The sequence below is a fragment of the Neisseria sp. 83E34 genome, from assembly GCF_001308015.1.
Classification (GTDB): Bacteria; Pseudomonadota; Gammaproteobacteria; order Burkholderiales; family Neisseriaceae; genus Neisseria.
In genome coordinates, this window is record NZ_LGYH01000003.1 from 203,710 (window position 1) to 216,105 (window position 12,396).

A 12,396-nucleotide genomic window follows, 5' to 3' on the forward strand; every position below is an offset into this window, starting at 1 on the left:
ATGTTAAATCTATTAAAGCAGAAAAAACCGCTTTCCGCTATGATGGTTTTTCGTTTGGCTACTTTAAGATGATTGGGAGCAGCATTATGACCGTTTCTTACAAAATTTCTCTTCCTTTGAGTGTGCTGGCGGCAGCTTTATTGTCGGCTTGTTCGCCCGCAGAACAAAAAACTGCGGCTCCGGCTGCTTCCGGTGCTTCGGCTGCAAGCGGCGCGTCTGCGGTAGGGGATAAGCGCATTGCGATTACGGCGATTGTGGAGCATCCGGCGTTGGATGCTGTGCGTAAGGGAGCGTTGGAGCAGCTCAAAGCAGAGGGCTTTGAGGAAGGGAAAAACCTGAAAGTCGATTTCCAAAGCGCGCAAGGCAATCCGGCCACTGCTGCGCAGATTGCGAAAAAATTTGCCGGCGACAAGCCTGATGCGGTGATTGCGATTGCTACACCGAGCGCTCAGGCGATGGTGGCGGCTTCTAAAGATATTCCGATTGTTTATTCGGCGGTTACCGATCCTGTGGCGGCCAAATTGGTGCCGGGCTGGGAAGCTTCGGGCAGTAATGTAACGGGTGTGTCGGACGACGTGCCGCTCGGGCCGCAAATTGATTTGATGAAAAAGTTGGTACCTGAGCTGAAAAACGTGGGTTATGTGTTCAGTCCGGGCGAAGTGAATTCAACGGTGGTGCTGGATCGTTTGAAAGCCGATTTGGGCAAACAGGGCATCACGTTGTCTGCCGTGCCGGCCCAGCGCAGCACGGACGTTTTGCCTGCTGCACGCAGCTTGGGCGGCAAAACCCAGCTGATTTACACTTCGTTGGATAACAATGTGGTATCCGCTTACGAATCAATGTATAAGGCGGCCAACGAGATTAAAGTGCCGCTGATGGCTGCGGACACGGCTTCGGTGAAACGTGGGGCTGTGGCGGCTTTGGGCATTGACTATACCAGCCTCGGCAAGGAAACCGGCAAGGTTGTGGCGCGTATTCTGAAAGGTGAGGCCGCAGGCAGCATTCCTTCGCAGCGCATGGATAAGTTCGACCTGTTTTTAAGCCCCAAACATGCTGCGGAGCAGGGCATCACGCTGCCGGAAGATTTAAAAGCGCAGGCGGCTGAAATGGTTGAATAAGCAATTTGTATTGAAGCGATCCATAACCGATGTGGCCCGATAGCCTGCATCGGTTTTGGGTTTTCGGAATGCCTGTCTGAAAATTGTTTGAATATACTGTGGTGAACCAACTAAATAGTATGACGGCAGTGTTACTGTGCAAGTTGGTTTGCAATAGCTATAAAAAAGGAAATTCATGTCTTTGCTTGCTTTGTTCGGCACATTTGAAACCGGTTTGGTTTATGCGCTGGTGGCGCTGGGTGTGCTGCTTTCTTTCCGTATCCTTGATTTTCCCGATCTCACTGCCGACGGCAGCTTCCCGCTCGGCGCGTTTTCCTGCGCAGTGTGTATGGTGGCGGGCATCAATCCGCTTTTGGCGGTAGGTATAGGTTTTTTGGCGGGCGCGCTATCGGGTGTGATTACCGCGTGGCTGCATGTGAAGCTGGGTATTTTGCAGCTTTTGGCGGGAATTATCGTGATGACCGCGCTTTATTCGGTAAACCTGCGTATCGGCGGTGCGCCCAATATTCCGCTCTTGGGCAGCGATACGGTGTTTGATTTGTTTACTCCTTTTATTGGCAGTGGTATGTGGCAGAATTCTGCCGTGTTGCTGGTGTTTGTGCTGCTGGTGAAATTTGCGCTGGATTGGTTTTTCGCTACCGAAACGGGTTTGTCTATGCGCGCTACCGGTGCCAATCCGCGCATGGCGCGCGCGCAAGGTATTTCGACCGGTAATATGGTGCTGCTCGGCATGGCGCTTTCCAACGGCTTGATTGCTATGGCAGGTGCGTTGTTTGCCCAGCTTGTGGGCGGTGCCGACGTGAGCGCGGGTTTGGGCACGATAGTGTTCGGCTTGGCGGCTGTGATTTTGGGCGAAGCTTTGCTGCCGAGTAAAAATATCTGGCTGGTTACGCTTTCTGTGATTCTCGGCTCGGTGATTTACCGCCTGTTCATCATGGTGGCCATGGGCAGCGAAACCCTTTCCGGCTTGGGACTGCAAACGCAGGATTTGAACTTGGTAACGTCGGTGTTGGTGGTGTTGGTGTTGATGCTGCCTAAAACCAAAGCAAAGCTTCAGATGAAAAGGAAACAATTGTCATGATGCGCGCAGAAAATTTACGCTTAACCTTCAACCCCGGTACGCCGATTGAAAATCCGGCTTTGCGCGGCATGAGTTTGGACATCAAAGACGGCGAATTTGTGACCGTGATCGGCAGTAACGGCGCAGGCAAATCCACTTTCCTCAATGCCATCAGCGGCGACATTGCGGTGGATTCCGGCAGCATCCATATCGACGGTGCGGACGTAACGCGCCTGCCCGCCTACAAGCGTGCCAATCTGGTGGCGCGGGTGTTTCAAGACCCAATGGCCGGCACATGCGAGAAATTGAGTATTGAAGAGAACATGGCGCTGGCCTACAAACGCGGTCGCACGCGCGGCTTGAGAGGGGCTTTAAACAAAGCCAACCGCGAAATTTTCCGCGAAAAGCTCTCGATTTTGAAGCTCGGTTTGGAAAACCGCCTCACCGACCGCATGGGTTTGCTTTCCGGCGGGCAAAGGCAGGCCGTGAGCTTGCTGATGGCCAGTTTGCAACCTTCCAAAATCCTGCTGCTCGACGAACACACCGCCGCGCTCGACCCGAAAACCGCTGCTTTTGTGTTGGAGCTGACCGACCAAATCATTACCGAAAACAAACTGACGGCCATGATGGTCACCCATTCCATGCAGCAGGCGCTTGACCACGGCCACCGCACGGTGATGCTGCATCAGGGCAAGGTTGTGTTGGATGTGGCGGGCGAAAAACGAAAAGGCATGGGTGTGCGCGACTTGCTGGATATGTTTGAAAAAACGCGGGGTGAAAAAGTGAGCGATGATTCGCTGCTTTTGAGTTAGTGTTTGAGAATAATAGAGAATGCCTGTCTGAAACCGTTTTCAGACAGGCATTGTTTTTTGCCCGCGTGCTGCAAACATTAATCATCGGGCTTCAAAAAACCGGCTTCTTTCTTTTGACGCGTGCGCTCCCGCATGGATAAAGGCTTTTTAGCGTGTTCGTTTTCGGAAGCCTGTTCCCATTCGCTGCTTTGCCCGCCGATGCGGTGGCTGCCGCGGATGCAGATGTGGCTGCCTAAGTCGTTGATGGTGGTGCGGGTGTGTTTCGGGTTGCCGGAGGTTTGGATGCGCGAAACAGAAATGCCGCTTTTAACGGTGCCATAGAGTTTCACTTCGCTCCATGCGAAGGCAGGGAAGAGGGCGGCAGATAAAATAAACATTAAATTTTTCATGGCGATTTGCGGATAATGTGTTGCAAGCGGTGTATTATAAAATGTATAAACGTAAACAAGCGGCATTTTTCTAAAGGAATCATATGGATATTTTAACCCGATTGCAAAACCTGCCTCCGGGCAAGTTCCACTATAAGTTATTGGTGCTGATTGGTTTGGGCTGGCTGTTTGATGCCATGGATACCGGCATGGTATCGTTTGTGTTGGCGACTTTGGGCAAAGAATGGAATCTGGCGCCTGCCGAACTGGGCTGGATTGTCAGTGTCGGCTTTATCGGCATGGCCCTGGGCGCAGTGTTGAGCGGGCGGGTGGCAGACCGGATCGGGCGCAAAAATGTGTTTATCGCCACGATGGTGGTGTATAGCATTGCCACGGGTTTGTGCGCTTTTGCTTGGGATTTGGCGAGCCTGCTGTTTTTCCGCTTTTGGGTGGGCTTCGGCTTGGGCGGTCAGCTGCCGGTGGCGGTGTCGCTGGTGAGTGAGTATGCGCCGCCGAAAGTGCGCGGGCGTTTTATTGTGTTGCTGGAAAGTTTTTGGGGCTTGGGCTGGCTGGCGGCGGCGCTGGTGTCGTATTTCTTTATTCCGCATTACGGCTGGCAGAGTGCGTTTCTGATCGGTGCGCTGCCGGTGTTTTACGCATTTTTCGTGTGGAAACTCCTGCCTGAATCGGTACCTTATCTCATCAATAAAGGGCGTGTGCAGGAAGCACATGAGATTGTGTCCAAACTTGAAGCGCAGGCCGGTTTGCCGGTGGCGGAAACGGCTAAGGTGGCCGAGCAGCCTTCTGCCGAGCCGCCGCGTTTTGCCCAGCTCTGGCAGGCGCCGTTTGCCAAACGCACGTTGATGCTGTGGCTGATTTGGTTCGGCATCGTGTTTTCGTATTACGGCATTTTCACTTGGCTGCCGAAGCTGCTGGTAGAGCAGGGGCATACGGTGGTGAAAACGTTTGAATATGTGCTGGTGATGATTCTGGCGCAATTGCCCGGCTATTTCGCGGCGGCGGTGTTGGTGGAAAAAATCGGCCGCAAGGCTACGCTGGCGGGCTTTCTGTTTGCCTGTGCCGTGTGTGCGTATTTCTTCGGCCGCAGCGATTCGGTGGCGATGATTATGTTTTGGGGCTGCTGGATGTCGTTTTTCAACTTGGGCGCATGGGGCGTGCTTTACACTTACACGCCCGAGCTGTATCCGGTGCGTTTCCGTGCGTTTGGTTCCGGTTGGGCAGGCGCTATCGGGCGCGTCGGCGGGATTGTCGCGCCGATGGCCGTAGCGGCGATGATCAGCGGCGAAGACGGATTCGGGCGGATTTTTGTGATGTTCACAGCGGTGCTTATGGCTGTGGTGGCGGTGATTGTGGTGTTGGGCGAAGAAACCAAAGGCCGTACGCTGGAAGACATCAGCGGGTAATGATGGAACAATGCCTGTCTGAAAATATTCCGATTAGCGGCAACGTGTTGAAATTTAGGAAACGGCTATGGATATACGAAAACACCATTTGCAGCGGGCGGTGGAGCAGCAGATTATCAACGGGCAGCAGGCCGATGATTTGTGGGCGTTTTGGCAGCAGCAAAACAGTAATGTGCCGCAGTTTAGCTTCACCCATGTTTTGTATTACCTCGGCGGGTTGCTGGCAATCGGTGCGATGTCGCTGTTTATGACCCTAGGCTGGGAAACGTTTGGCGGCGCGGCGATTGTGGTGTTGTGTTTGGTTTACGGCGCGGCAGGTTTGGTGTTGACCGAATATTTCCGCAAACGCAGCCTGCATATTCCGGCCGGCATCTGCGCTACGTTTGTGGTGGTGTTGGTGCCGCTGGCCGTGTATGGCGCGCAGCAGGCATTGGGTTTCTGGCCGGATAATGAAATGGCTTACCGCGATTACCACCGCTGGATAGACTGGCGCTGGCTGATGATGGAGCTGGCCACGCTGGCTGCCGCTGCCGTGATGCTGTGGCGTTACCGCTACCCGTTTTTGGTGATGCCCGTTGCCATTACGCTGTGGTATATGTCGATGGATATTGCCGATTGGATTTTCTACGGCCACGGCGGGGTTTACGATTGGCGGCTCAAGCAGCAGGTTTCCGCCTTGTTTGGTGCGGTTATGATTCTGCTGGCGTTTTGGGTGGATTTCCGTAACCGGAGCGAGCGCGATTATCCGTTTTGGCTGTATCTTTTCGGCGTGATTACGTTTTGGGGCGGCCTCAGCCTGATGGATTCCGACAGCGAATGGAATAAATTTTGTTATTTTCTGTTGAACATGGCTATGGTGTTTACCGGCGTGTTGATCCGCCGCCGCGTGTTTGCCGTGTTCGGTGCGTTCGGTATGTTTGGTTATTGCTGGCATCTGGCCGATAAAATCTTTAAAAACAGCTGGCTGTTTCCGATTTCTCTCACGCTCATCGGCCTGTTGATTGTGTGCATCGGTGTATGGTGGCAGCGGAACGAAGCAATTTATACGCAGAAGCTGCAAAACAAAATGCCGCAAGCAGTGCGCCGTTTTTTGCAGCGTAAGTTTCAGTGATAAAACCATGCCTGTCTGAAAAAGCTTTCAGACAGGCATGGTTCATTCCGCTGCTCAAGCCACGGTATCCAGCGCTGCGGCAATGTCGCAGTAAATATCATCAATATCTTCAATGCCCACCGAAAAACGCAGCAAGCCCTTGCGGATGCCTAATTCCCGTTTTAACTCCGGCGGCATACCGCTGTGGGATTGGGAATAGCTGTGGTTGACCAGGCTTTCCACGCCGCCGAGGCTGGAGGCCATTTTGACGAGCTTCATGTTTTTAACCACGCTGTTGGCAGCTTCCACGCTGTCGTTTTTCAGGTAAACCGAAACCACGCCGCCGAAACCGCGCATTTGCCGCGCGGCCAGGTTGTGGTGTTCGTGGCTCGGCAGGCCGGGGTAGAACATTTTTTCTATGGCAGGGTGTTGCTCCAAACGGCGCGCCAATTCGAGCGCGTTATCGCAATGCTGCTGCATCCGCAGTGCAAGCGTTTTGATGCCGCGCAATACCAGCGCGCAATCCATCGGCCCGGCCACACCGCCGGTGTTGACCATCATGGTTTGCAGCGGCTCGGCCAGCCCGGGCGTTTTGGCGACTACCACGCCCATCAACACGTCGGAATGGCCGCACAGGTATTTGGTGGCGGAATGGAACACAATGTCGCAGCCCATATCGAGCGGGTTTTGCAGATAAGGCGTAGCAAAGGTGTTGTCTATGCCTACCAGTGCGCCGGCGGCTTTGGCTTTGGCGGCCAGCAGAGGAATATCCACCAGGCGCAGCAAGGGGTTGGACGGCGTTTCCAGCCAAACCAGCTTCACTTTCCCTTCGGCCAAAATGCGGTCGAGGTTTTCGGGTTGGGTGAGGTCGGCAAACACAACGTTTACGCCCCATTTGGCATAAACCTGCGTCAGCAAATCATAGCTGCCGCCGTAGATGTCGCCCACGGCTACGATGGTGTCGCCGGGTGTAAGAAATGTGCGGAACACGCAGTCGATGCCCGCCATGCCGCTGGCAAACGCAAAGCCGTGCGAGCCGTGCTCCAGCGCGGCTACGGTATCTTCCAACACTTTGCGCGTAGGGTTGGCGAGGCGGGAATAGCGGTAGGGGATTTTTTCACCGATTTCATGCATGGCAAACATGCTGTTTTGATAAATAGGCGGCATAATCGCACGGTTGTGTTCGTCGCAATCATATCCGGTGTGGATGGCTTCGGTGGAGAATTGATAATTCATGATGGTGCTTCCGATTGGGTAAAGCGTCATTTAAACATAATTTTTGCCGTGTATAGCTAAATAACTCAAAAATGGGCGTTTGAGCCTAACTTGTTGCACTTGCAACGAAGCCGGCAGTAATTTGCAGTTATAGTTATTCTCAATGGCTATTTCTTGCTTGCGGTTATATACTTACGCCCTATATTAAGGGCGTGGCCCCACATCAAAAGGAAAAATAACGCATGAACGCCATTATTGCAGACGTGCAAAGCAGCAAAGATTTACGCAATACGCCGATTAATCAGGTCGGCATCAAAGATTTACGCTTCCCTATCTTGCTCAACACAGCCGAAGGCGCGCAGCATACCATTGCGCGCCTCACGATGACAGTTTATTTGCCTGCCGATCAGAAAGGCACACATATGTCGCGCTTTGTGGCTTTGATGGAGCAGCAAACCAAAGCCTTGAGTTTCGAGCGCTTGAAAACGTTAACCGGGGAAATGGTGAAGTTGCTTGATTCGGATTCCGGCCGCATCAGCGTGTCGTTTCCGTTTTTCCGCAAAAAAACCGCACCGGTTTCCGGTATTCAATCGCTCTTGGATTATGACGTGACCCTAACGGGCGAAGTGAAAAACGGTCAATATTCCCATAGCCTGAAAGTGTTGGTGCCGGTGACCAGCTTGTGCCCATGCTCTAAAGAAATTTCAGAATATGGCGCGCACAATCAGCGTTCGCATGTGACCGTGTCGCTCGAGTGCGGCGGCGGAGAAGTGGGTATAGAAGAGGTAATCGACTGTGTGGAAGAGCAAGCTTCCTGCCAGCTTTACGGTTTGCTCAAGCGGCCGGATGAAAAATTTGTAACCGAGCGCGCTTATGAAAACCCGAAATTTGTGGAAGATATGGTACGCGACGTGGCCGCGGCCTTACGCTCCGATAAGCGGATTACCGGCTTCACGGTGGAGAGTGAAAACTTTGAGTCGATTCACAACCATTCTGCCTATGCCTGCATTGTGTATCCTTAAGAGGTAAGTATTTTAAAGATGCCTGTCTGAAAATGCTTTCAGACAGGCATTAATACTATGCGAATTTGAAAAGCCGTTGCCACGACGTTTTAACGCCCGATTTCTTACAGTTTTAGCGGGTAATAAATTGAAATTTTCAGAAAAAATTTAACTGGATGATGGCATTTTGCTGTGCTAAACAGGATAATGCCGGTGTTTTAGTTAGTAAAGTGGTTTGATATGGTATTCAAACCAGAAGAAACAGGAAACAGAATGAAAAAAATATTGGGTTTCTTAATTGCGTTTTTTGCTTTGGCACAAGCCGCTTATGCGGTGGATGCTTCCAAGCTGCTCCCTCCCGAACAGGCGTTTGTGCCGCAAGTGGAGGTGAGTGACAAAGGGGTGGATGTGCAGTTTGCCGTGGCCGACGGTTATTATTTATATCAGTCTAAAATTCAGGCCGAGGCCAGCGAGGCAAATTTGCTGGATCAGCCGCAGTTCAGCCCCGGTAAGGAAAAGGAAGACGAATTTTTCGGCAAGCAAACGGTGTATTATCAAGCCGCACAAGTGCTTTGGCCTTATAAGCAGAAAGGCGCGCAAAACTATACGCTCAAGCTTTCTTATCAGGGTTGTGCGGATGTGGGCGTGTGTTATCCGCCGGTCGAAAATACTTTTGAAATCAACGGTAACGGCTTTTACCAAGTCGAAGGCCTGCCTGCGGCAAACGGCAAAGACCGCTTTTTGCAGCCGTCTGATTCTGGCGCTGTTACTTCGCCGCCCGCAGGCAAAGGGGCAAGCCCTTTTAAAATTTCCCGCGAAACACTCGGCGCCAACTTGTTGGCGTTTTTTATCGCGGGTCTGGGCTTGAGTTTTACTGCGTGTATGTATCCTCTGTTGCCGATTGTTTCGGGTATTGTGGTGGGCGACAAGCAGGCGGGCAAAGGGCGCGCGTTTGCTTTGTCTATGATTTATGTGCAGGGCTTGGCACTCACTTACACTGTGGTCGGCGTGATTGCGGGCTTGACCGGCTCGCTGTTGACTGTTTGGCTGCAGCAGGCATGGGTAGTGCTGGCTGCGGCCGGTGTGCTGGTGTTGCTCGCGCTTTCTATGTTTGGTTTGTTTAATATCCAGCTGCCGGCTGCGCTGCAAAGCTATTTTCAAAATCAAAGCAATAAGCTCTCTAACGGCAGATTGGCTTCCGTGTTCGGCATGGGGACGCTTTCTGCACTGATTGTCGGCCCTTGTGTGGCACCGCCGCTGGTTGGTGCGCTCGGTTATATCGGCCAAACGGGCGACGGTGTGCTTGGCGGGTTGGCACTTTATGCGCTGGCGCTGGGCACGGGCGCGCCGCTGATTGTGGTGGGTACGTTTGGCGGGCATGTGTTGCCGAGGGCAGGGGTGTGGATGAATGGAATCAAATACGCTTTCGGCATCATTCTTTTGGCCGCCGCTTTGTATATCGCCAGCCCGTTTCTGCCTTATCCGGTGGTGATAACGCTATACAGTCTGCTGCTGGTGATACCGGCCGGTATGCTGCTGGCGCGAGTGATGTACACGCAAGGCGTGATGCGCAAAGTGTGTGCAATACTGGGCGGGGTGATGCTGGCGGGCGGTTTGTGGTTCGGCTTCCAAAGCTATCAAAACCAAACCACCGCGCTGCATGAGTTTCTGACCTTGCACCCACCCGTTGAAAACGGACGTGTGCATGGCGAAAAATTTACGGATATTGGAGAGCTGAAAACCGCCATGACAATGGCCTTGCAGGAAAAACCTAATGAACCGGTATTGCTGGATTTTTACGCAGATTGGTGTGTGAGCTGCAAAGAGATGGAAGCCAGAACATTAAACCAGCCCAAAGTGCACGAAGCAGTGGATATGACCCGTTTTTTTCAAGCAGATGTAACGGCCAACACGCCGGAGCATCAAGCCTTTCTGAAAGAATACGGTTTATACGGTCCGCCGGGTGTGTTTGTGCTTAAAGCCGACGGCAGCCGCAGCGAAGCGTTGCTCGGTTTTGTGAAGGCAGACGAATTTATAGAATGGGTAAACAGCAACCGCTAAATAAAAATGCCTGTCTGAAAACTTTTTCAGACAGGCATTCTGTTAGCCGAGCAGCCGGCGTTTAAATCACTCTAAAATCACTTCCACACGGCGCGCTTCAGCATCATTGCCTTGGCCGGCTTCCGTATTTTCAGGTTTCCGCAGCTCAATTTGGCTTTCAGGAACACCAAATCCCAGCAGGGCATTGCGAACGGCAAAAGCGCGCTGCTTTGATAACTGTTCGTTAATTGCGACGTTACCGGTGCTGTCGTTGTAGCCGGAGATAACCGCTTTTTTACCTTCTTTCACACCGGTCAATACATCTTTCAAAGCTTCCTCGGCATTCGGTGCCAAGTCTGCTTTACCGGTAGCAAAATAGAATTTCACCACACCGTTTTCAACCACTGCGTTTGCGCTGTCGGCTGCGGTGGCTGGAGCAGTTGCAGCAGGGGTTTCAGTCAAAACCTGTTCGGCCGGGCTGCTTGCAGATGCAGCCGCAGGCGCAGGAGTGTCCACAACCACTTCACTGGCTGCAACTTCAGAAGCAGCTGCTACTTGAACGGTTTCAGAAGCCGCTTGGCCATATTTTGGAGAACCCTCGATTTTACCGCTCTCCCAGCCATAAACCGAATAAAAAAGCACAGACAACACAGCTAAAGCCGCCGCGCCACCTGCCACCCATAAACCGATACGTTGTTCTTTGTGATCATCATTATTGTCCGCCATCAATCAGCTCCTTTGTTATAGATTGGAAAAATACAAAATAGATAAATTTTGCCGCATTATACCGAAAAACTGCCTCCGCGCTAGCCTGAAACCGGCCGAACGGCTAAAATGCAGCCTTTACTATTCATCATTTGCGTGAAATTCCGAAATGCTTACCTTCCAACAAATCATCTTCAAATTACAAAATTTTTGGGCCGAGCGCGGCTGCACCATCATCCAACCTTTCGATATGGAAGTCGGCGCCGGCACCAGCCACCCCGCTACATGCTTACGTGCCCTCGGCCCCGAGCCGTGGTATGCCGCTTATGTGCAACCCAGCCGCCGCCCCAAAGACGGCCGCTACGGCGACAACCCCAACCGCCTGCAACACTATTACCAATTTCAGGTGGCCTTAAAACCCGCTCCGGCCGACATTCAAGAGCAGTACCTTGATTCACTGCGCGAATTGGGCATCGACCCTAAAGTACACGACATCCGCTTTGTGGAAGACGACTGGGAAAACCCCACCCTCGGCGCATGGGGCTTGGGCTGGGAAGTGTGGCTCAACGGCATGGAAGTGACCCAATTCACCTATTTCCAACAAGTCGGCGGCATCGACTGCACACCCGTTTTGGGCGAAATCACTTACGGCATCGAGCGTTTGGCCATGTATCTGCAAGGCGTGGAAAATGTATACGACCTCGTGTGGTCGAAAACACCCGACGGCCAAACCATCACTTACGGCGACGTATACCATCAAAATGAAGTGGAACAATCTACTTACAATTTCGAATATTCCGATGCCGAATGGCTGCTGAAACAGTTTAACGACTACGAAGCCCAAGCTAAACGCCTGCTTGAAGTGGAAGACACCTCTCTGGCTCTGCCCGCGTATGAACTGGTGCTCAAAGCCGGCCATACTTTCAACCTGCTGGACGCGCGCGGCGCCATTTCCGTAACCGAACGCGCCACCTACATCGGCCGTATCCGCACATTGAGCCGGATTGTGGCGCAGAAGTTTGTGGAGAGTCGCGAGAAATTGAGTTTTCCGTTGATTAAGAATAAAACAGCTTAAAACAGGTATAAGACTATGGATAAATTCCTCTTTGATTTGAAACCAAATGCAATTATTAAACGTTCAGAATTACACGACAAATTTGGTGGAAGTCGTCAAAGTGGCATTTCTCCATCTTCAAAGTCTAATAACGTTTTTATTTTTACTAATCCTGAGCATGGTGAAGAGCATGGCTACTATGATAGCTGGCGTGAAGATGGCCGTGTACTTCATTACTCAGGCGAAGGTCAAAATGGCAATCAAGAAATGAAACGTGGCAATAAAGCCATTTTGCAACATAAAAATGATAACCGTGCTTTACGCGTTTTTCAGAACACCGAAAAAGCTGGCTATGTTCGTTATGTTGGAGAATTCCAAATTGATGAAAAAGCCCCTTATTCTGTGAAACAAGAGCACAGTACCAATAATGGCCCCCAAAGAAACGTATTTATATTTCATTTAAATCAACTGAAATAATTTCAGATAGCCTGAAACAAAAAATTGAACCT

General features: G+C 51.8%; 12 protein-coding genes. 9 read left to right on the plus strand and 3 right to left on the minus strand.

What is annotated here, in order from left to right:
* The first annotated feature begins 86 nt into the window (after positions 1 to 86).
* The 3 genes from AKG09_RS04640 to AKG09_RS04650 all read left to right on the plus strand — a co-directional run bounded on the left by AKG09_RS04640 (position 87) and on the right by AKG09_RS04650 (position 2,990).
* Positions 87 to 1,118 carry an ABC transporter substrate-binding protein gene (locus AKG09_RS04640; protein WP_054618299.1) on the plus strand — a complete coding sequence of 344 codons (1,032 nt, stop codon included), beginning with the start codon at positions 87 to 89 and terminating at the stop codon, positions 1,116 to 1,118.
* 175 nt (positions 1,119 to 1,293) lie between these two features.
* Positions 1,294 to 2,199, plus strand: a complete 906-nt coding sequence (locus AKG09_RS04645) for an ABC transporter permease (protein ID WP_054618300.1) — start codon at positions 1,294 to 1,296, stop codon at positions 2,197 to 2,199.
* Positions 2,196 to 2,990 carry an ABC transporter ATP-binding protein gene (locus AKG09_RS04650; protein WP_054618301.1) on the plus strand — a complete coding sequence of 265 codons (795 nt, stop codon included), beginning with the start codon at positions 2,196 to 2,198 and terminating at the stop codon, positions 2,988 to 2,990. The genes AKG09_RS04645 and AKG09_RS04650 overlap by 4 nt, the downstream gene beginning before the upstream one ends.
* Before the next feature lie 77 nt (positions 2,991 to 3,067).
* On the opposite strand, the gene AKG09_RS04655 is transcribed toward AKG09_RS04650, so the two are convergent.
* A complete protein-coding gene (locus AKG09_RS04655; protein WP_156320799.1) occupies positions 3,068 to 3,379 on the minus strand; it encodes a hypothetical protein in 312 nt (103 codons plus the stop codon).
* A gap of 83 nt (positions 3,380 to 3,462) precedes the next feature.
* Here AKG09_RS04655 and AKG09_RS04660 point away from each other — a divergent pair, with 83 nt between their 5' ends.
* Entirely contained in the window at positions 3,463 to 4,782 is a 1,320-nt protein-coding gene (locus AKG09_RS04660; RefSeq protein ID WP_054618303.1) for an MFS transporter, read from the plus strand.
* Between the two features lie 67 nt (positions 4,783 to 4,849).
* Positions 4,850 to 5,893 (plus strand): DUF2157 domain-containing protein, encoded by a 1,044-nt coding sequence (locus tag AKG09_RS04665; RefSeq protein WP_054618304.1) that lies wholly within the window; start codon positions 4,850 to 4,852, stop codon positions 5,891 to 5,893.
* Positions 5,894 to 5,947: 54 nt separating this feature from the next.
* On the opposite strand, the gene AKG09_RS04670 is transcribed toward AKG09_RS04665, so the two are convergent.
* On the minus strand, positions 5,948 to 7,108 hold the full coding sequence (locus tag AKG09_RS04670) for a PLP-dependent aspartate aminotransferase family protein (RefSeq protein WP_054618305.1): 1,161 nt from the start codon (positions 7,106 to 7,108) through the stop codon (positions 5,948 to 5,950).
* A 221-nt stretch (positions 7,109 to 7,329) separates the two neighbouring features.
* Between AKG09_RS04670 and folE2 the strand changes: the two genes are divergently transcribed.
* A complete protein-coding gene (folE2, locus tag AKG09_RS04675; RefSeq protein WP_054618306.1) occupies positions 7,330 to 8,109 on the plus strand; it encodes a GTP cyclohydrolase FolE2 in 780 nt (259 codons plus the stop codon).
* Between the two features lie 252 nt (positions 8,110 to 8,361).
* A complete protein-coding gene (dsbD, locus tag AKG09_RS04680) occupies positions 8,362 to 10,149 on the plus strand; it encodes a protein-disulfide reductase DsbD (protein WP_054618307.1) in 1,788 nt (595 codons plus the stop codon).
* A gap of 66 nt (positions 10,150 to 10,215) precedes the next feature.
* Here the strand turns inward: dsbD and AKG09_RS04685 are convergent, their stop codons facing one another.
* Complete coding sequence (locus AKG09_RS04685) at positions 10,216 to 10,854, minus strand: OmpA family protein (RefSeq protein ID WP_054618308.1); 639 nt, start codon at positions 10,852 to 10,854, stop codon at positions 10,216 to 10,218.
* A 148-nt stretch (positions 10,855 to 11,002) separates the two neighbouring features.
* On the opposite strand from AKG09_RS04685, the gene glyQ reads away from it, so the two are divergent.
* Both glyQ and AKG09_RS04695 read left to right on the plus strand, forming a co-directional pair.
* Positions 11,003 to 11,908: a glycine--tRNA ligase subunit alpha gene (gene glyQ, locus AKG09_RS04690; RefSeq protein WP_054618309.1), complete on the plus strand. Its 906-nt coding sequence runs from the start codon at positions 11,003 to 11,005 to the stop codon at positions 11,906 to 11,908.
* Positions 11,909 to 11,923: 15 nt separating this feature from the next.
* Positions 11,924 to 12,364 (plus strand): YDG/SRA domain-containing protein, encoded by a 441-nt coding sequence (locus AKG09_RS04695; protein ID WP_054618310.1) that lies wholly within the window; start codon positions 11,924 to 11,926, stop codon positions 12,362 to 12,364.
* Positions 12,365 to 12,396: the final 32 nt, after the last annotated feature.

What these genes read in the sequence shown, in the direction of transcription:
- AKG09_RS04640 (WP_054618299.1), top strand. Translation starts at nt 87, where the DNA reads ATGACCGTTTCTTACAAAATTTCTCTTCCTTTGAGTGTGCTGGCGGCA.
- AKG09_RS04645 (WP_054618300.1), top strand. Translation starts at nt 1,294, where the DNA reads ATGTCTTTGCTTGCTTTGTTCGGCACATTTGAAACCGGTTTGGTTTAT.
- AKG09_RS04650 (WP_054618301.1), top strand. Translation starts at nt 2,196, where the DNA reads ATGATGCGCGCAGAAAATTTACGCTTAACCTTCAACCCCGGTACGCCG.
- AKG09_RS04655 (WP_156320799.1), bottom strand. Translation starts at nt 3,379, where the DNA reads ATGAAAAATTTAATGTTTATTTTATCTGCCGCCCTCTTCCCTGCCTTC.
- AKG09_RS04660 (WP_054618303.1), top strand. Translation starts at nt 3,463, where the DNA reads ATGGATATTTTAACCCGATTGCAAAACCTGCCTCCGGGCAAGTTCCAC.
- AKG09_RS04665 (WP_054618304.1), top strand. Translation starts at nt 4,850, where the DNA reads ATGGATATACGAAAACACCATTTGCAGCGGGCGGTGGAGCAGCAGATT.
- AKG09_RS04670 (WP_054618305.1), bottom strand. Translation starts at nt 7,108, where the DNA reads ATGAATTATCAATTCTCCACCGAAGCCATCCACACCGGATATGATTGC.
- folE2 (WP_054618306.1), top strand. Translation starts at nt 7,330, where the DNA reads ATGAACGCCATTATTGCAGACGTGCAAAGCAGCAAAGATTTACGCAAT.
- dsbD (WP_054618307.1), top strand. Translation starts at nt 8,362, where the DNA reads ATGAAAAAAATATTGGGTTTCTTAATTGCGTTTTTTGCTTTGGCACAA.
- AKG09_RS04685 (WP_054618308.1), bottom strand. Translation starts at nt 10,854, where the DNA reads ATGGCGGACAATAATGATGATCACAAAGAACAACGTATCGGTTTATGG.
- glyQ (WP_054618309.1), top strand. Translation starts at nt 11,003, where the DNA reads ATGCTTACCTTCCAACAAATCATCTTCAAATTACAAAATTTTTGGGCC.
- AKG09_RS04695 (WP_054618310.1), top strand. Translation starts at nt 11,924, where the DNA reads ATGGATAAATTCCTCTTTGATTTGAAACCAAATGCAATTATTAAACGT.